This window comes from Pseudomonas sp. 9_2_1, assembly GCF_059295275.1.
Genome location: NZ_CM181239.1, coordinates 3,777,334 through 3,796,142, shown reverse-complemented (window position 1 = coordinate 3,796,142; position 18,809 = coordinate 3,777,334). Strand labels below are relative to the sequence as shown.

Below are 18,809 nucleotides of genomic sequence, written 5' to 3'. Positions count from 1 at the left end.
CTGGAAACTTTGTCACCTGGCAAAAATGCCAGGTCCCCAGGTAGTCCGTATTTCCCCAAACCTGCTATTCCTAAGAGAACACGCACCCCCCCAAGGCCCGCTCCCGGTGCCGAGATGTCCAGGCGCGCATCGGCAACTTCAGCAACGCCGACGAGTGCTCGTGGCAAGTGCGTACCTTCTGTAGGAGCAGCCTTGTGCTGCGAAGAGCCTGCTCCTGCAGGGCCGTCGACTTGACGCTATTTCTGCAAGGCAACCACCCCCCGGCTTGCGCTAAGATGCCCGCTCATGTCTCTGGAAGCTGCCTGGATGAGCAAACCCGGTCAAATGGTGCTGGTGGCACTGCGCAAGATGATCGCCTCGGGCGAGCTGGCGGCTGGCGAGCGCCTGATGGAAGTGCCCACCGCCGAACTGTTTGGCGTCTCGCGCATGCCGGTGCGCATGGCGTTTCGTACCCTCGAGCAGGAAGGCCTGCTGGTGCGCTTTGGCGGCCGGGGCTTTCAGGTGCGTTCGGTCAGCGCCGATGACATCGCCGGTGCGGTGGAGGTGCGTGGCGTACTGGAGGGTCTGGCTGCCCGCCAGGCGGCAGAACGCGGGCTGTCAGTGCAAGCGCGCGCGGCACTGCAACAGTGCCTGGTGGATGGCGACCAGCTGTTCGACAAAGGCTTTGTGACCGAAGAAGACCTGCAGGCCTACCACGACCTCAACATGCGTTTTCACCAAGTGATCGTCGCGGCCAGCCACAACCCGGCCATCGCCGATGCCCTGGCGCGCAACGACCACCTGCCGTTCGCCTCGGTCACCGCGCTGGCCGTGGACCGCCATGACCTGGCCCGTGAATACCGGCGCTTCAATTTTGCCCACATGCAGCACCATGCGGTGTTCGATGCCTTGGCCAACGGCCAGGGTGCCCGCGCCGAAGCGATCATGCGCGAGCACGCCAATGCCACCTTGCGCTATGCCGAAACCTTCGGCGGGGGAGCGGCGGACGCGGGCATGAAAGTGATCCTGCCCTCGTCCTGAGCGGTTCAGATATCCAGCACCAGCAACGGCGTTTTCGAGCGTGAGCAGCAAGGCGTGAACTGATCGTTCAGGGCCTGCTCTTCTTCGGTCAGGAACAGGTCGCGGTGCTCCGGTGTGCCTTGCAGTACCCGGGTCAGGCAAGTGCCGCAGATGCCTTGCTCGCATGACATGGCGATTTCGATGCCGTGCTGTTCCAGCACCTGTACCACCGTGCGGTCTGCCGGCACGTCAAACACCTGCCCGGTGCTGCCGACCTGCACCGAGAAGCTGCCGTCGTTGCTGGCGTCCACCGGTGCCGCGGCAAAGTACTCGCGGTGCAGGCAGGCCTCTTGCCAACCCAGCCCCTTGGCGCTGTCCAGCACATGCTGCATGAAACCGTCCGGTCCGCACACGTACAGGTGCACGTCGTCTTGCGGGTTGGCCAGCACCGTGGCGATGTCCAGGGCAGTTTCCGGTTGTTCGTCAAAATGCACGAACAGGCGCTCGGCGAAAGGCGCATTGCGAATGCGTTCTACAAATGCCGCGCGCTCGCTGGAGCGGGCGCAGTAGTGCAGCTCGAAGTCATGGCCGCGGTGACACAGCTGCTCGGCCATGCACAGGATCGGGGTAATGCCGATGCCGCCGGCAAACAGCACGCTGCGCCGCGCGCCTTCGGCCAGCTGGAACAGGTTGCGCGGCGGACTGATGCGCAGCCGTGCCCCCGCCTGCACCTGCTCGTGCAGGCTGCGTGAACCACCGCGTGACGCCGGGTCGTTGAGCACGCCGATCAGATAACGGTGGCGCTCTTCGGGGTGATTGCACAGGGAGTACTGGCGCACCAGCCCACCAGGCAGGTGCACATCGATATGCGCGCCGGCAGTGAACGCCGGCAGCAGGCTGCCATCTGCCGCCGCCAGTTCGAAGCTGCAAATGCCCAGCGCTTCATCGTTACGGGATACCACTACGGCATCGATCATGTTGGCGAATCCTCAGGCAGGGGTTGCGCTGGTGGCGATCAGTTGTGGTTGTGGCTGTGGCGCACCTTCCTTGGCGATGATCCGCTCCAGCACTTTGCGCGACTGCACGCCGCCGGCATCGATGTTCAGCTTCAGCAGGTTGCGCTGGGGATTGGCCAGCAGGTTCTGTTGCTGGCGCTCGAGCATTTCCAGGTCTTCGCTGAAGATCTTGCCCTGGCCCTCGCGAATGTTGTCGGTCAAAGCCTGGTCATGCGCGGCAAAGTTGCGCGCCATGCCCCAGAAGTACCAGATCGAGGTATCGCTCTCGGGGGTAATGAAGTCGACCACGATGCTCGACGCCTTGTGCTGGGCCTCGGCGTGGTAGCCCCCTTTGCCGGCGTGCGCCACGCCGACTTCGATCAGCACATGGCTGGGCGGGGTGAAGCGGCAGATCTGCCAGCGGTCCACCGGCACATCGTCGGCCAGGCCGTTGCCGCGCAGGGCCATGCGCCAGAAGGGCGGGGCCATGATGTTTTCCATATGCCGAGCAGTGACCACTTCGTCGCCGCTGACGGTGGTTACCGGCGGTGCTTCGTCGATTTCCTTCTGGCCGATGCTGGAGGCGTGCACGTAGGTTTCGTGGGTCAGGTCCATCAGGTTGTCGATCATCAGGCGATAGTCGCAGCCGATGTGGAACAGGCCGCCGCCGTAGGCCCATTCATCATTCACCGCCCATTCAAGGTGCGGAATCAGCGCCGCGTCGGCCTGCGCCTGGTCGCCGGGCCAGACCCAGATGAAGCCATAACGCTCGACTGCAGCGAAGGTCTTGTTGCAAGGGAAGCCCCGGACCCGCTGGCCTGGCATCGACACGGTCTTGCCGTCGCAGCCCATGACCAGGCCGTGGTAGCCACATACCAGGTTGCCGTCCTCCACATAACCGAGCGACAACGGCGCGCCACGGTGCGGGCAGAAGTCCTCCACGGCGGCTACTCGGTTCTCGTGGCTGCGGTAGAACACGATCTTTTCGCCGCAGATCTGCCGGCCCAGCGGCTTGCTGGCGATTTCTTCGGGGGTGCAGGCGACGTACCAGGTGTTTTTGGGGTACATGGGAGGCTCTCCGGGGTTTTGTTTTTATTTAATGGATCCATTAGAGCGGTCCGCTGCACCGATGGTCAACCTATAATTCAGGGATTCAATCGCCTTTTGGGCGATTATCGAATTAGTTGTGGATCCATTATAGGTTGCCTGTATTTCCACCCACGATTGTTCCGCTGCCGCTCTCACAGGGCGCCCGTGTTGCTCCAAACCTGCTATTCCTAACAAGACATGCATTCCACGAAGGCCCATCGATGCTGGTCATCGAAAACCTCCACAAATCCTTCCCCACCCCCCAAGGCCCGCTCCCGGTGCTGCAAGGTGTCGACTTGCGCCTGGCCCGCGGCAGCAGCCTGGCGCTGATGGGCGAGTCTGGCAGTGGCAAGAGCACCTTGTTGCACCTGGTGGCCGGCCTGGACCGTGCCGACAGTGGCCGCATCCTGATCGACGACGTCCCGCTCGACAGCCGTTCCGAGGCCTCGCTCGCGCAGTGGCGACGGGAGGGGATTGGCTTGGTGTTCCAGCAGTACAACCTGATCAGTAGCCTGGATGTGGGCGCCAACCTTGCCTTTCAGGCCAGGCTGGCCGAGCGGCACGACCCCGACTGGGTTGAGTATCTTGCCCAACGCTTGGGCTTGGCGGACCTGCTTTCGCGTTACCCGGAGCAACTCTCCGGCGGCCAGCAGCAACGGGTCGCCATCGGCCGCGCCTTGGCCGGGCGCCCGGCCTGGCTGCTGGCTGACGAACCCACCGGTAGCCTGGATGAAGCCAGCAGCGATGAGGTGCTGAACCTGCTGCTGCAACTGGTCGCGGAAGCCGGCAGCGGTGTGCTGATGGTTACCCATAGCCCGCGGCTGGCGGCGCGGTTGCAGCGGCGTTGTTACCTGCAGGCCGGGCGCGTGCGGGCCGAGCAGCGCTGATGAGGCTTTTGTCGCTGGCATTGTTGGCGTTGCTCAGCCACTGGCGGCGCCATCGGGTGCAGTTTTTCAGCATCTTTACCGGGCTGTGGCTGGCCACGGCGCTGTGGACCGGAGTGCAGGCGCTGAACAGCCAGGCACGCAGCGATTATGCCCGGGCCAGCGCAGTGTTGGCCGGGCCGTTGCAGGCGCAAGTGCTGCCGCGCAATGGCGAGCGCTTCGACCAGGCGCTGTATGTGCAGCTGCGCAGGCTGGGCTGGACGGTGTCGCCGGTGCTGGAAGGGCGCTTGCGCCTGCCGGGCGAACCGACGCGCAACGTGCAACTGATCGGCATCGAACCACTCAGCCTGCCGCCGTCCAGCAGCATCGCTGGGGTGCAGCCGCAGGCATTCGATCTGCAAGCCTTTATCGGCTCGCCCGGGCAAGCCTGGGTCGGGCCGGACACCTTGCGTCAAATGAATGCAAAACCTGGCGATCCGGCAGTCGACAGCGAAGGGCAGCGGCTTCCACCTTTGCGCTTGCAGCCAGCGTTGGCGCCAGGGGTGATCGTGGTCGATATCGGCCACGCCCAGGCACTGCTGCACGCACCTGGGCAATTGTCCCGATTGCTGGTGGCTGATGCACCCGGGGCACTCCCTGCGAATATCGCGCCCTTGCTCGAGCTGCAACCTCGGCAGGACGACGGCGGGTTGCAGCGCCTGACCGACAGTTTTCACCTCAATCTGACCGCACTTGGCTTGCTGGCATTCATCGTCGGTCTGTTCATCACCCATGCCGCGATTGGCTTGGCCCTGGAGCAGCGGCGCGGGCTGATCCGTAACCTGCGCGCCTGTGGCGTCAGCCTGAAGGTGCTGCTGTGTGCCCTGCTGCTGGAGCTGGGCCTGTTCGCGCTGCTGGGTGGATTGGCCGGGGTTGCCAGCGGCTATGGGCTGGCCGCGTGGTTGCTGCCCGATGTGGCCGCCAGCTTGCGCGGCCTTTATGGCGCACAAGTCGCTGGCACGCTGAGCCTGCCCGCAGGCTGGTGGCTGGCCGGTGTGCTGGTGAGTGTGCTGGGCGCGTTGCTGGCGGGACTGGGCAGCGTGTTGCGGGCAGCACGCTTGCCGTTGCTGGCGCTGGCGCAACCCCAGGCGTGGCGATTGGCGCAGGGGCCCTGGTTGCAACGTCAGGCCATGCTGGCGGGCGTGTTGCTGCTGTTGGCCTTGGCTTGCGGCATGCTGGGCGACAGCCTGCCCAGCGCGTTCGGCATGTTGGCAGGTTTGCTGCTGGCGGCGGCGCTGTTGCTGCCGGCCTTGCTCGATCGGCTGCTAGGCGGGTTGTCGCGCTGTTGTCGGCGGCCATTGTCGCAATGGTTCGTCGCCGACAGCCGCCAGCAACTGCCGGCATTGAGCCTGGCACTGATGGCGCTGTTGCTGGCGCTGGCTGCCAGTGTCGGCGTGGGCAGCATGACCGAGGGCTTTCGCAAGACCTTTGTCGGCTGGCTGGACCAGCGATTGTCGGCCGACCTGTATGTGACCCCTCGCGACACTGCCCAGGGTTTGCAGATCATCGAGTGGCTGGGGCAGCAAGCGGCGGTCAGTATGGTACTGCCCGGCTGGCGTGTGGAAACCAGGCTGCAAAGCTGGCCGGTGCAGGTTCAGGGCATTGTCGATCACCCCGTCTATCGCAGCCGCTGGCCATTGCTGGCGCAGCACAAGCAGGCCTGGGAGCAATTGGCCAGCGGGCACGCCGTGATGCTCAGTGAACAGCTGGCCAGGCGGCTTAACGTGCAACTGGGCGATAGCCTGAGGCTGCCTGGCCGCGACTCGCCGGGCCTGGCTGTGGTGGGTATCTACGCGGATTATGGCAACCCCAAAGGCCATGTGCTGGTCAACGAAGGCTGGCTGCGAGCCCATTGGCCAGAGGCAACACTGAGTGGCGTCAGTGTCGACCTGCTTCCCCTGCAGGGTCAGGCCATGAAGGCTGCACTGCAGCAACGCTTTGCCCTGGACGACAACCGAGTGGTGGAGCAAGCGCGCCTGAAACGCTGGTCGACCGAGGTGTTCAACCGCACTTTTGCCGCCACGGCCGCCCTCAACAGCCTCACGCTTGGCGTGGCCGGCGTGGCGCTGTTCATCAACCTGCTGACCCTGGGCCAGTCCCGCCTGGGCCAGCTGGCGCCGTTATGGGCGCTGGGGGTGCGCCGCACCCATCTGGTCTGGTTGAGCCTGGGCCAGTCGCTCATGTTGAGCAGCCTTACCGTGCTGCTGGCGATTCCGCTGGGGTTGTTGCTGGCTTGGTGCCTGGTTGCGGTAGTGAATGTGCAGGCGTTCGGCTGGCGTTTGCCGCTTTACGTGTTCCCCGCGCAACTGTTGCAACTGGCCGTGATGGGTATGCTGACCAGCCTGCTGGCCAGCGCCTGGCCCTTGTGGCAATTGGCGCGGCGCCAGCCCCGTGAACTGTTGAGGCCCTTTGCCGATGAAGCGTAATGCGTGGCTGGTGCTGTGCGGGTTGTTGTGCGGCTGTGATCAGTCCGCACCGCAGAGCTATGCCGGGCTTGGGCAGCAGGCGGGGGCGTTCAGCCAGGTGACGCGCGGCCGTACGCTGCAATTTCCACACGACCATGGCCCCCACGATGGCTATCGCATCGAATGGTGGTATGTCACCAGCAATCTCAAGGACGCTCAAGGGCGTGACTGGGGCGCGCAGTGGACTTTATTCCGTTCGGCCCTGCGGCCTGGCCCGGAGACCAGCGGCTGGGATAGCCCGAACCTGTGGATGGGGCACGCGGCGCTGACCGGCCCGGGTGGTCACCAGTTTGCTGAAACGCTGGCGCGGGGCGGGATTGGCCAGGCCGGCGTGCAGGCGCAACCGGTTCGGGCGTGGATCAACGATTGGTCGCTGCAGGGCACGGGCGGGATCGAGCACCTGCAGATGGTCGCGGGTGGCACCGGTTTTCGCTATCGCTTGCAACTGCACAGCGATCTTGCGCTGGTGTTGCATGGTGACAAGGGCTATAGCGAGAAGTCCGGCAAGGGGCAGGCTTCGTACTATTACAGTCAGCCCTTTTACCGTGTGCACGGGGAGGTGGAGCGTGGTGGTCAGTGCATCGCCGTCACCGGTCAGGCGTGGCTGGACCGGGAATGGAGCAGCCAGCCGCTGGCTGCTGGGCAAACCGGCTGGGACTGGTTTTCGTTGCACCTGGACAGTGGGGCGAAGCTGATGCTGTTTCAGGTACGCGAGGCGCAGGGTGAAGCGTATCGGGCCGGGACCTGGGTTGGCCCGGACGGCGAGGTTGTGTCGCTGCAGGGGGCGCAGATACAGCTGCAGGCACTGGGTTGGGCGCGGCAGAAGAACGGCAAGAAGGTGCCGACGCAATGGCGGGTGCGGGTGCCGGGGCATGGCGTGGATATGAAGGTTGATGCAGTGGAGCCACAGGCCTGGATGGAGACACGGTTTCCGTATTGGGAGGGGCCGGTGCGTTTGAGCGGGAGTGGGGGTGGGCGGGGGTATTTGGAGATGACCGGGTATTAGGGGGCTTGGTGATTCAGCGATTTTTTGGTTCATCATCCGTAAGGCCATAGGGATCGCATCAGGGCTGACAGGTGCACGCCACAACAACCCCATCAAGGCTGACAGGTGCTTGCCGCAAGATATGCAGCGCCCGTGAGATCGAGCGCCGCCCGCGCGGCGCTTCGCGGGTAAACCCGCTCCCACATTTGTTGCAACGTGGCCATGCCTGTGGAAGAGGGGTTGCCTGTCTTGGTGCATGGCTTGAGCCTGGTGAGGCTGCAGTGCGGCCAACCGAGAAATCCAGTCAAGCCGACAAGGCTGGCAACCATGGCCTGACAGGTTTGGTACGTTGCAACAAATGTGGGAGCGGGTTTACCCGCGAAGCGCCGCGCGGGCGGCGCTCGATCTCACGGGCGCTGCATATCTTGCGGCAAGTACCTGTCAGCCTTGATGGGGTTGTGACAAGCACCTATCAGGAGGGTGCATGGCTTGAGCCTGGTGAGGCTGCAGTGCGGCCAACCGAGAAATCCAGTCAAGCCGACAAGGCTGGCAACCATGGCCTGACAGGTTTGGTACGTTGCAACAAATGTGGGAGCGGGTTTACCCGCGAAGCGCCGCGCGGGCGGCGCTCGATCTCACGGGCGCTGCATATCTTGCGGCAAGTACCTGTCAGCCTTGATGGGGTTGTGACAAGCACCTATCAGTCCCTGACGCGCTCCCTGCGGGCTTGCCGGCGACAAACCAAAAATCAGCCCGAGTTTCTTCAATCCTTGATCAACCCCCTCAAAACCGCCCGCGCTTCTTCCGTCCGCAGGCACTCGATAAACAACTGGCTTTCCCGCGCCACCGTCGCCTCCAGCTCGGCCCGCTGGCTGTCCTTCAACAACCGCTTGCTGATCCGCAGCGCAGCTTGCGGGTAACGCTGCAGCTGCCGCGCCAGCTTGCGCGCCGCAGCCAGGCACTGTTCACCGTCCTCGTGCAGTTCATTGGCCAGCCCCCAGGCGACCGCCTGCTCGCCGTCGAGCAACTCGTTAGCCAGCAGCAGCCGCGCCGCGCGGGCCTGGCCGAGCAAGCGCGGCAGCAACAGACTGGAACCAAACTCCGGGCACACACCCAACGGCGCGAACGGCATGCGCACCTTGGCCGACCGGCTCACCAACACCTGGTCGCAATGCAGCAGCAAGGTCGCACCAATGCCGATCGCCGCGCCACTGACCGCGGCGATCAGCGGCTTGTCCACGCCCATGACCACCCGCATCAGGCGGAACACCGGGCTGTCCAGGTCGCTGGGCGGGTTGTCGAGGAAGTCGCGCAGGTCGTTGCCGGCGGTAAAGCACTGCGGGTTGCCGGTAATCAGGATGACCTCCACCTGCGGGTCTTCGCTGGCCGCCAGCAACAGGTCACCCAGTTGCTGGTACATGGTGGTGTTCAAGGCGTTGAGCTTGTCGGGGCGGTTGAAGGCCAGGGTCAGCAGGCCCTGGTCGAGGTCGCGTGTGATCAGGTCGTTCATGGCAGCCGCTTTTGTTGTTGTGGTCGGGCCCATGGGGGCAGGTGACAAGGGTTTATCATGCCGTCCGGCTTGTTGTACAGTCGTTCAGTCCCGCCTTGGGCCCCCCCCCCCGACCAGAGAGCCGCCGATGAACCAGGAAGCCCGCTACCACCGCATGCTGCCGGAATTGCGCAAAGCCAACCTGGTCGAAGCGACCCTGGTGTGCCTCAAGCGCCATGGCTTCCAGGGCGCGTCGATTCGCAAGATCTCCGCCGAAGCCGGGGTATCGGTAGGGCTGATCAGCCATCACTATGCGGGCAAGGACGAGCTGGTAGCCGACGCTTACCTGGCGGTCACCGGCCGGGTGATGGGCCTGCTGCGCGAGGCCATGGCCCAGGCTGCACCCAATGCCCGCGAGCGGCTGTCGGCGTTCTTTCGCGCGTCGTTCTGCGCCGAGCTGCTTGACCCGCAATTGCTCGATGCGTGGCTGGCGTTCTGGGGTGCGGTGAAGACCGCCGATGCGATCAACCAGGTGCACGACCATTCCTACGGCGAGTACCGCAACGAACTCAGCCGGTTGCTGGCCACGCTGGCCGAGGAGGAGGGCTGGCAAGGCTTCGATGCCGACCTTGCGGCCATCAGCCTGAGTGCCTTGCTCGATGGCCTGTGGCTGGAGTCGGGGCTCAACCCCGGCACCTTCACCCCCGATCAGGGCGTGATCATCTGCGAGGCCTGGGTCGATGGCCTGCAGGCCGGTGGCCGGCTGCGCTTCAGCCTGCCCAAGGGCTGTTGATCACCCGTTCAGTAGCGAGTACGCTGCTGTCGCGAGTGTGTAGCACAACACCAATAAAAAAGAGAAACACGCAATGACGCCTCGAGTATTGATCGTCGACGACGATCCGCTTGTTCGTGACTTGCTGCAGGCCTACCTGTCCCAGGAAGGCTATGACGTGCACTGCGCCGACACGGCGGAAAAGGCCGAAGCCCTGCTTGGCAGCCAGGATGTCGACCTGGTGCTGCTGGACATCCGCCTGCCCGGCAAGGACGGCCTGACCCTGACCCGCGAGCTGCGCGTGCGCTCGGAGGTCGGCATCATCCTCATCACCGGGCGCAACGACGACATCGACCGCATCGTCGGTCTGGAATGCGGCGCCGACGACTACGTGATCAAGCCGCTCAACCCGCGTGAGCTGGTGTCGCGGGCGAAAAACCTGATCCGCCGCGTGCGCCATGCCCGCGAAGTGCTGCCGACGCCGGCCTGCGCGCAGTCGCTGAAGCAGTTCGCCGACTGGGCGCTGGACACCGACCGTCGGCGCCTTATCGACGCCCGTGGCAGCCAGACCCTGCTGACCCACGGCGAGTTCCAGTTGCTCAGCGTGTTCCTGCGTAACAGTGGTCACACCCTCAGCCGTGACCAGCTGATGGACCAGATCCGCAACCGCGAATGGGTGCCCAACGACCGCTCCATCGACGTACTGGTCGGCCGCCTGCGGCGCAAGCTGCACGACGACCCGGCCGAGCCGCAGCTGATCATTACCATCCACGGCACCGGCTACCTGTTCACCGCCAGCGTGGCGGCATGAACCATCGTGCCTGGGCCCTGGCCTTGGCCATGGCGCTGCTCGCCGCGCCCGCTGGGGCCGCAGAGCCGGTGCGCTATTGCGACTACCCGGTGTACCCGCCAATTTCCTGGAGCGACGGCCACCAGGTACGTGGCCTGGCGCCGACGGTGGTGCGCGAGCTGTTCGCACGCATGGGCTACCCGGTGCAGACCGTGGTGCTGGGCAACTGGAAGCGCTGCCTGATGGACGCCGCCGCCGGGCGGGTGGACGTGGTGCTGGCCTACAACAGCGACCAGCGTGACCAGCGCATGCGTTTTTCCACAGTGCCGGTGCTGCGCGAGGAAGTGGCCGTGTTCTATAACCGCCTGCGGCCCGTGCAGTTCCGGCAACTGGAAGACCTGGCCGGCTACCGCGGTGGTTTGCTGTACGGCGAGAGCTATGGCGCCGAGTTCGACCGCTTCGTCGCCCGCCACCAGAACATCGAACGGGTGTCGTCCAGCCAGCAGAACTTCGGCAAGCTGATCCGCGGGCGCATCGACTACGTGATCCAGGAGCGGCGCACCGGCCAGCTGTTCATCGAGCACCTGCCCGGCGCGCAGGACATCCGGGTCTTGCCCACGGCCCTGAGCGTGGACTACCTGCGCGTGGCGGTCTCGCGGCAATCACCGTTGAGCCGGCACATGGATGAAATCGACATGCAACTGCGGCGCATGACCCAGGCTGGCGAGATCGAGCGTTGGCTGGAGCAGAGCGAAGTCACCTACCGCGACATGATCAAGCTGCCGGTGGATGCGCGATGATCCGCCTGCGAACCGATGGCCTGCTGCGCCGCCTGCTGCTGTTCATCCTGCTGTTCAGCCTGTGCTTCACCGTGCTGGCCAGCTCGGTGCAGCTGTACTTCGAGTACCGTCGCGAGATGCGCGACATCGAGGCGCGCATGGCGTTGATCCGCGCCGGCTACCTGGCCAGCCTGGAGCGCAGCCTGTGGGACCTGGACGAGGCGCAGCTGGATGTGCAATTGCGCGGCCTGGTGGACTTTTCCGATGTGGCGCGGGTACGCCTGGTCAGTGACGATTTCCAGCTGTTGCGCGGTGAGGCCGAGCCCAAAGGCCCGCTGCGCATCGAACGCTTTCCGCTCGACTACCAGCCGCCTTCCGGGCCGGCCAGGCACCTGGGTGAGCTGGAAGTCAGCATCGACCTCGGTGCAGTGCATCGTCGGCTTTACGCCACCGGCCTGGCCAGCCTGCTATGGATGGGGGTGTTCCTCTGTGGTCTGGCGGTGGCGCTGTCCGGGCTCTTCTACCGCTTGGTCACCCGCCATCTGCAGGTGATGGCCGAGTTCGCCCGGCGTATCGGTGCCGGCCAGTGGCAGGAGCCGCTGCGCCTGGCCCGCAGGCGCTCGGCGCGCGTCGATGAAATCGACACGGTGGCGCACGCCCTGGACGACATGCGCCGCGCTATCCTCAGCGACATCGAACGCCGCGAGCGCGATCGCCTGGTGCTGCAGGACAAACGCGACGAGCTGCAGGCCATGGTCGAACGGCGCACGGCCAGCCTGGCCCGGGCCAAGGATGAGGCCGAGGCTGCCAACCTGGCCAAGTCGCGCTTCCTGGCGACCATGAGCCATGAGTTGCGCACGCCGCTGAACGGCATCCTCGGCATGGCCGAGCTGCTGCGCGGCGGCCGGCTGGAAGCCGCCGACCGCCAGCGCGTCGAGGCCCTGTACAAGGCCGGTGAGGGGCTGTTGGCGATTCTCAACGAAGTGCTGTATTTCGCCCGGCTGGAGGAGGGCGAGAGCCGCGCCGAGCTGGTCGGTTTTTCCTTGCGCCAGCTCTGCCAGGAAGTGCTGGCCCTGCTCGAACCCATGGCCATGGAAAAAGCTGACACGCTGCTATTGGAAATCGATGAGCAACTGGCCGGATACCAGCACGGCGCCGAACAATACCTGCGCCAGGTGCTGAGCAACCTGCTGGCCAATGCCATCAAGTTCACCGAGCGTGGTCAGGTGCGGCTCACGCTGCAGGTGCTCGCCAGCAGCGAAACCTCCCAGCGCTTGCGCATCGCGGTCATCGACGATGGCATCGGCATCGAGCCGGCCGTGCAGGCCAGGATCTTCGACCGCTTCGTCCAGGCCAGCGAGGCGGTGACCCGGCGCTACGGCGGCACCGGCCTGGGCCTGGCAGTGTGCAAGCACCTGGTGGAAAAGCTGGGCGGCAGCATTGGCCTGGACAGCGTGCAAGGGCAGGGCAGCCGCTTCTGGTTCGAGCTCGACATGGCCCGCGGGCAGCACCTGCCGGTCAGTCCAGGCGCACCGTCGCCGCTGGCAAGCCTGGAGATCCTGGTGGTCGAGGACGTGGCGCTGAACCGCGATGTGGCTGGCGGGTTGCTGCAGCGTGACGGCCACCGGGTCAGTTTTGCCGAAGACGCCGCGCAGGCGCTGCAAAGCTGCGCGCAGCGGCGCTTCGACCTGCTCCTGCTGGACGTGCACCTGCCCGGCATGAGCGGCGTGGAGCTGTGCCGGCAGATTCGCGCCAGGCCTGGCCCTAACCGCCACAGTCGCATCCTGGCGCTGACGGCCGGCGTGCAACCAGGGCAAGTGCCGGAGTACCTGGACGCTGGCATGCAGGGGGTGCTGGCGAAACCGCTGCGGCTGGAGAACCTGCGCAAGGCACTGGCCCAAGCGTCGCCTGCTGAAGTGGCCGGCGCTGATGCAAACATGGACTGGGCACTGCTGGGCACCCACCGTTCACTGTTGGGCGAACAGAAGCTGCAAGGCCTGCTGAAAGTGCTGCGCCAGTCGCTGGAGCAGCATGCCGTGGCGCTGGCCGAGGCGCTGCCGGCCCAGGACTTTACCGAAGTGCTGCACCTGGCTCATCGCCTGGCGGGCAGCTGCGATTCGCTGGGCTTTTCCGGGTTGGCGCAATTGCTGCGAGGGCTGGAAGACGCCGCCCGCCAGCATGATGCACAGGCGCTGCAAGCGCTTGGCGAGCCGCTGGCCACCCGGCTTGACCAGGCCCGCATCACCCTGGAACAGTTGATCCAGCGCTGACGTACAAAAAACTTACGACTTTTTACATCTTCGATCCGTTCGTACAACGGCACCTTACATCCGTTTTCAATAATCCATGGCAACCGTGTTGCACGCGGTCCATGAGGCTTATTGGAGACAAGAATAATGACATGCCGTAGCGCTCAGCCCCTCCTCGATACCACCCCACGCGGCACCCCCGCGTGGCGTTGCACCGGCCGCGATGGCGAGGTGCGCCATGACTGACTCCAGCGAAAAGATCCAGCTCACCCGGGCCCTGAAAAGCCGGCATATCTTCATGCTGTCGCTGGGCGGGGTGATCGGCACCGGGCTGTTCATGGGCTCGGGCGTGACCATCAACCAGGGCGGCCCGGTGGGCGCGATCCTGGCCTACCTGGTGGCGGGCCTGCTGATGTACCTGGTGATGGTGTGCCTGGGCGAACTGTCGGTGCAGATGCCGGTGTCCGGCTCGTTCCAGGCCCACGCCACCAAGTTCATCGGCCCGGCCACGGGGTTCATGATCGGCTGGGTGTACTGGATGAGCTGGGCTACCACCGTGGGCCTGGAATTCACCGCCGCCGGCATGCTGATGACGCGCTGGTTTCCGGAGGTGCCGATCTGGTACTGGTCGGCATTGTTCGTGGTCGTGCTGTTTGGCCTCAACGCCCTGGCCACCCGCGCCTTTGGTGAGGCCGAGTACTGGTTCTCGGGCATCAAGGTGGCGACCATTCTCGGTTTCATTGTCATTGGCGTGCTGGTGATCTTCGGCGCCATCCCGCTGAATAGCGGGGCGCCGGCACCGATGCTGAACAACCTGATGGGCGAATCGCTGTTCCCCCACGGCCTGTCCGCGGTGTTCGCGGTGATGATGACCGTGGTGTACGCCTTTCAGGGCTGCGAAATCATGGGTGTGGCTGCGGGTGAGACCGAGCACCCGGAAAAGAGCATCCCGCGTGCGGTGCGCAACGTGGTGTTCCGGGTGCTGATCTTCTATGTGCTGGCGATTGCCGTGCTGTCGGCCATCGTGCCTTACGAGCAGGCCGGGTTGATGGAAAGCCCGTTCGTGCAGGTGTTCGATATGGTCGGCATACCTTACGCCGCCGACCTGATGAACTTCGTCATTCTCACTGCCATCCTTTCGGTGGGTAACTCTGGGCTGTATGCCTCGACCCGCATCCTCTGGGCCATGTCCAAGACCGGCATGGCGCCTAAGAGTCTGGCGCCGCTGAGCAAGCGTGGCGTGCCGCTGCGGGCGTTGAGCATCACCCTGTGCTTCGCATTGATCTCGCTGATGACCAGTTTCGTGGCGGCGGACACGCTGTTCATGGTGCTCATGGCGGTTAGCGGCATGTCCGGTACCGTGACGTGGATCGTTATTGCCCTGGCGCAGTATCGCTTCCGCAAGGCTTATCTGCGTGAGGGTGGGCAATTGCACGACCTGAAATACCGGGCGCCGCTGTATCCACTGGTGCCGCTGTTGTGCATCACCCTGTGCAGCTCGCTGTTCGTGTTCCTGGCGTTGGATGAAACCCAGCGGCCTTCGTTGTATTGGGGCTTCGGATTTATTGCCTTGTGCTATGCGGCGTATTACGTCGTCAACCGGCGTCGGCAGGGGGCTTTTGCACCGAGTGCGCCGGGGGTTTGAGGTTGCGGGGTGTGGGCGGAAGTGTCCGTCGCTGGATATTTATCGCCTCTGAGAGAGGGTGTCAGAAATTTTGTGTTCGGGCATAACATGAGTAAGAGGTGCATGTATGCCAACCAAAAAAAAACCGCTCCGAGAGTTACCAAAGGTTCCGAAAGAGCTGCTGGAACAGTTTTCCGCTGTTCCGCTGATGACCGCAGAAGCCATCGAAGAAGCCTCTGCGGCATTCAAGAAGGCGCTGATAGAGCGAGCCTTGAATGCCGAACTGGGTCATCATCTGGGCTATCCACCGGGCGCGCAGCGCCCGGTGGATGAAACCAACCAGCGAAATGGGAAGAGCGGCAAAACGGTACTCACAGGTGATGGCCCGCTAAGGCTGGATATCCCTCGTGACCGGGATGGCAGCTTTTCGCCCATTTTGATCCCCAAACATGAGCGCCGTTACACCGGTTTTGACGACAAGATCATCGCCATGTATGCCCGCGGTATGACGGTCAGAGAAATCCGTGCCTTTCTCTCCGAGCAGTATGGAACAGAGGTCTCGCCCGACTTCATCAGTTCCGTGACCGACGAGGTCATGGAGGAGATTGGCGCGTGGCAACAGCGGCCTCTGGAGCCGATGTATCCGGTCATTTTCTTTGATGCTCTGCGGGTCAAAATTCGCGAAGAAGGCTTGGTTCGCAATAAAGCGATCTACTTGGCACTGGGCGTTTTGCCAGATGGAACGCGCGATATTCTTGGCATCTGGATTGAGAACACCGAAGGTGCGAAGTTCTGGATGAAGGTATTCAATGACCTCAGGACGCGCGGCGTCGAGGATGTGCTGATTGCCGTAACCGACGGCCTCAAAGGCATGCCGGAAGCGCTCAGTGCAGTATTTCCGGAGACGACACTGCAGACCTGCATCGTCCACCTGATCCGCAACAGCCTCGCTTATGCGGCCTGGGACAAGCGTCGAGCCTTGGCCAAGGCTCTCAAACCGATCTATCAGGCCATCAACGCCCAGGCGGCTGAACAGGCACTGGATGAGTTTGAAAGCGGGCCTTGGGGCACGCAATATCCAACAGTGGTGACTGCCTGGCGACGGGCGTGGGATCGAGTGATTCCGTTCTTTGCTTTCCCACCGGCCATCCGGAAGGTGATCTACACCACCAACGCCATCGAGAGTATCAACGCTCAGCTACGCAAGATCATCAAAACCCGCGGTCACTTCCCGAACGACGACGCGGCGACCAAACTGATCTGGCTGGGGCTGCGCAACATCACAGCGAACTGGGGGGCAGCGGCGCATGACTGGAAAAGTGCGATGAATCAATTTGCGATTCTGTACGGAGATCGGTTCATCAGGCCAACCTGGTGAAATCAAGGCCTGCCGGGCGGCAGGCCGTTACCGGCCCGCACACAAAAAACCTGACACTCCCCTCTGAGATCGAGCGCCGCCCGCGCGGCGCTTGGTCTCTCTCAGGCGCTGCACTGCTGCGGCGAACACCCCCTGAACCCACCTCCCACCCCAACCCTGTAACACCAACCCCCGACTTGTACGAAGTTGTAACACCCCATCCCAGCTTGTTGAACACTCGTTTAGTATCTCCCTTGCCAGCCCTCCCAAAACCATCACAACACCACCGAGGCCCCCATGACCACCCCGTCGCCCTCACTGTTGAGCAAGGTCGAAGCCGGCGTTGCCTGGATCACCCTCAACCGCCCCGAGCAGCGCAATGCGCTGGACATTCCCACCCTCAAGCAACTGCACGCCTTGCTCGACACCTGCAACACCGATCCGGCTGTGCGGGTGGTGGTGCTGACCGGCAGCGGCCGCAGCTTCTGCGCTGGCGCCGACCTCGCCGAATGGGCGGCAGCCGAAGCCCAGGGCACCCTGGAAACCTACGGCTGGACCGAAACCGCGCACGCCGTGATGTTGCGCCTGCACAGCCTCGACAAACCCACCCTCGCCGCCATCAACGGCACCGCCGTGGGCGGGGGCATGGACCTCAGCCTGTGCTGCGACCTGCGCATAGCCGCCGCCTCGGCGCGGTTCAAGGCCGGCTACACCAGCATGGGCTACAGCCCCGACGCCGGGGCCAGCTGGCACCTGCCGCGGCTGATCGGCAGCGAGCAGGCCAAGCGCCTGCTGTTTCTCGATGAACTGTGGGGCGCTGAACGGGCCCTGGCCGCCGGGCTGGTGAGCGAAGTGTGTGCCGATGAGCAACTGCCCGCAGTGGCCGCCGAACTGGCCGGGCGCCTGGCCAACGGCCCGACCTTCGCCTTCGCCCAGACCAAACGGCTGATCCGCGACGGCGCCCGCCGCACCCTGGCCGAACAGCTGGAAGCCGAGCGCCACGCCGGCCTGCTGTGCGGCCGCAGCCAGGACGGCGCCGAGGCGCTGCAGGCTTCGGTGGAACGCCGCGCACCACGTTTCACTGGCCAGTAACCCGATACCCGACCCTACCAGGACCTTCGCAGATGAATTTCCAACTGACCCAAGAACAAGAAATGTTGGTGGAAGCGGTACGCAGTTTTGTTGCCAAAGAGCTGCTGCCCCATGAGGAAGCGGTGGACCGCGCCGATGCCGTGTCGCCCGAGCTTGCCGCGCACATCCGCGGCAAGGCCATCGCCGCCGGGTTCTATGCCTTCAACATGCCCGAGGAAGTCGGCGGTGGCGGCCTGGATTACCTGTCGCAGGCGCTGATCGAGCGCGAGCTGTCCAAGGTGTCCTGGGCTTTGCACGTGTTCGTCGCGCGGCCTTCGAAAATTCTCATGGCCTGCAAGGACGAGCAGATCAACGACTACCTGCTGCCGTGCGTGCAGGGAGAGAAAACCGACTGCTTCGCCCTCACCGAACCGGGTGCCGGCTCCGACGCCAATGCCATCAAGACCCGCGCCGTGCGCCAGGGCGATGATTTTGTCATCAATGGCAGCAAGCACTTCATCAGCCACGCCGGCCACGCCGATTTCGCCATCGTCTTCGCGGTCACCGACACCTACGAGCACAACGGCCGCAAGCGCAATGCCGTGACGGCGTTGCTGGTCGACCGCGGCACCCCGGGCATGACCATCCGCCGCGGGCCCAAGTGCGTAAGCAACCGTGGCTACCACACCTACGAGCTGTTCTTCGACGACTGCCGGGTACCGGCCAGCAAAGTGCTGGGCGAGGTCGGCAAGGGCTGGGAAGTGGCCAATGCCTGGCTCACCGCTGGCCGGGTGATGGTGGCTGCCAACTGCGTAGGCCAGGCGCAGCGTGCCCTGGACCTTTCGCTGCAATGGGCAGCCGACCGCAAGCAGTTTGGCCAACCGATCGGCAGCTACCAGGGCGTATCGTTCAAGCTCGCCGACATGGCCACGCAGATCCGCGCCGCAGAAATGCTTACCCTGCACACTGCCTGGAAGATGGACCAGGGCAGCATGACCGATGGCGAGGCCGGCATGGCCAAGCTGTTTGCCAGTGAGGTGCTGGGCAAGGTGGCCGATGAAGCCGTGCAGATATTCGGCGGCATGGGCCTGATGGATGAAGGGCCCGTGGAGCGCATCTGGCGCAATGCGCGCATCGAGCGGATCTGGGAGGGCACATCGGAAATCCAGCGGCACATCATCGCCCGCGAACTGCTGCGCCCGCTGCTGCGTTGATCGCCCTG

Annotated in this window: 15 protein-coding genes; 12 read left to right on the top strand and 3 right to left on the bottom strand. The window is 64.2% G+C overall.

Annotated elements, in window-relative coordinates; translation table 11 throughout:
• The first annotated feature begins 306 nt into the window (after positions 1-306).
• Complete coding sequence (locus AC5O5I_RS17120; RefSeq protein ID WP_172285414.1) at positions 307-1,020, top strand: GntR family transcriptional regulator; 714 nt, start codon at positions 307-309, stop codon at positions 1,018-1,020.
• Between the two features lie 5 nt (positions 1,021-1,025).
• Here the strand turns inward: AC5O5I_RS17120 and AC5O5I_RS17115 are convergent, their stop codons facing one another.
• Both AC5O5I_RS17115 and AC5O5I_RS17110 read right to left on the bottom strand, forming a co-directional pair.
• Positions 1,026-1,976: a PDR/VanB family oxidoreductase gene (locus tag AC5O5I_RS17115; protein WP_494511216.1), complete on the bottom strand. Its 951-nt coding sequence runs from the start codon at positions 1,974-1,976 to the stop codon at positions 1,026-1,028.
• A 12-nt stretch (positions 1,977-1,988) separates the two neighbouring features.
• On the bottom strand, positions 1,989-3,062 hold the full coding sequence (locus AC5O5I_RS17110) for an aromatic ring-hydroxylating dioxygenase subunit alpha (protein ID WP_494511215.1): 1,074 nt from the start codon (positions 3,060-3,062) through the stop codon (positions 1,989-1,991).
• A 242-nt stretch (positions 3,063-3,304) separates the two neighbouring features.
• Between AC5O5I_RS17110 and AC5O5I_RS17105 the strand changes: the two genes are divergently transcribed.
• The 3 genes from AC5O5I_RS17105 to AC5O5I_RS17095 are packed head-to-tail and all read left to right on the top strand — an operon-like array spanning position 3,305 to position 7,477.
• Positions 3,305-3,970, top strand: a complete 666-nt coding sequence (locus tag AC5O5I_RS17105; protein ID WP_172285396.1) for an ABC transporter ATP-binding protein — start codon at positions 3,305-3,307, stop codon at positions 3,968-3,970.
• Complete coding sequence (locus AC5O5I_RS17100; protein WP_494511214.1) at positions 3,970-6,432, top strand: ABC transporter permease; 2,463 nt, start codon at positions 3,970-3,972, stop codon at positions 6,430-6,432. Before AC5O5I_RS17105 ends, AC5O5I_RS17100 begins: the two co-directional genes overlap by 1 nt.
• Positions 6,422-7,477 (top strand): lipocalin-like domain-containing protein, encoded by a 1,056-nt coding sequence (locus AC5O5I_RS17095; RefSeq protein WP_494511213.1) that lies wholly within the window; start codon positions 6,422-6,424, stop codon positions 7,475-7,477. Before AC5O5I_RS17100 ends, AC5O5I_RS17095 begins: the two co-directional genes overlap by 11 nt.
• Positions 7,478-8,219: 742 nt before the next feature.
• On the opposite strand, the gene AC5O5I_RS17090 is transcribed toward AC5O5I_RS17095, so the two are convergent.
• On the bottom strand, positions 8,220-8,966 hold the full coding sequence (locus AC5O5I_RS17090) for an enoyl-CoA hydratase (protein ID WP_172285399.1): 747 nt from the start codon (positions 8,964-8,966) through the stop codon (positions 8,220-8,222).
• Positions 8,967-9,093: 127 nt separating this feature from the next.
• Here AC5O5I_RS17090 and AC5O5I_RS17085 point away from each other — a divergent pair, with 127 nt between their 5' ends.
• The 8 genes from AC5O5I_RS17085 to AC5O5I_RS17050 all read left to right on the top strand — a co-directional run bounded on the left by AC5O5I_RS17085 (position 9,094) and on the right by AC5O5I_RS17050 (position 18,801).
• Positions 9,094-9,738: a TetR family transcriptional regulator C-terminal domain-containing protein gene (locus AC5O5I_RS17085; protein WP_172218856.1), complete on the top strand. Its 645-nt coding sequence runs from the start codon at positions 9,094-9,096 to the stop codon at positions 9,736-9,738.
• A gap of 73 nt (positions 9,739-9,811) precedes the next feature.
• Positions 9,812-10,528 (top strand): response regulator, encoded by a 717-nt coding sequence (locus tag AC5O5I_RS17080; protein ID WP_172218854.1) that lies wholly within the window; start codon positions 9,812-9,814, stop codon positions 10,526-10,528.
• Positions 10,525-11,307 carry a substrate-binding periplasmic protein gene (locus tag AC5O5I_RS17075; protein WP_172218852.1) on the top strand — a complete coding sequence of 261 codons (783 nt, stop codon included), beginning with the start codon at positions 10,525-10,527 and terminating at the stop codon, positions 11,305-11,307. Before AC5O5I_RS17080 ends, AC5O5I_RS17075 begins: the two co-directional genes overlap by 4 nt.
• A complete protein-coding gene (locus AC5O5I_RS17070; protein ID WP_494511212.1) occupies positions 11,304-13,556 on the top strand; it encodes an ATP-binding protein in 2,253 nt (750 codons plus the stop codon). The genes AC5O5I_RS17075 and AC5O5I_RS17070 overlap by 4 nt, the downstream gene beginning before the upstream one ends.
• Positions 13,557-13,773: 217 nt before the next feature.
• Positions 13,774-15,180 carry an amino acid permease gene (locus tag AC5O5I_RS17065; protein ID WP_172285402.1) on the top strand — a complete coding sequence of 469 codons (1,407 nt, stop codon included), beginning with the start codon at positions 13,774-13,776 and terminating at the stop codon, positions 15,178-15,180.
• 106 nt (positions 15,181-15,286) lie between these two features.
• Positions 15,287-16,537, top strand: a complete 1,251-nt coding sequence (locus AC5O5I_RS17060; RefSeq protein WP_494511211.1) for an IS256 family transposase — start codon at positions 15,287-15,289, stop codon at positions 16,535-16,537.
• A gap of 276 nt (positions 16,538-16,813) precedes the next feature.
• Positions 16,814-17,608, top strand: coding sequence for an enoyl-CoA hydratase/isomerase family protein (locus AC5O5I_RS17055; RefSeq protein ID WP_172218838.1), 795 nt, complete (start codon positions 16,814-16,816; stop codon positions 17,606-17,608).
• 32 nt (positions 17,609-17,640) lie between these two features.
• Complete coding sequence (locus AC5O5I_RS17050) at positions 17,641-18,801, top strand: acyl-CoA dehydrogenase family protein (RefSeq protein ID WP_172218836.1); 1,161 nt, start codon at positions 17,641-17,643, stop codon at positions 18,799-18,801.
• Positions 18,802-18,809: the final 8 nt, after the last annotated feature.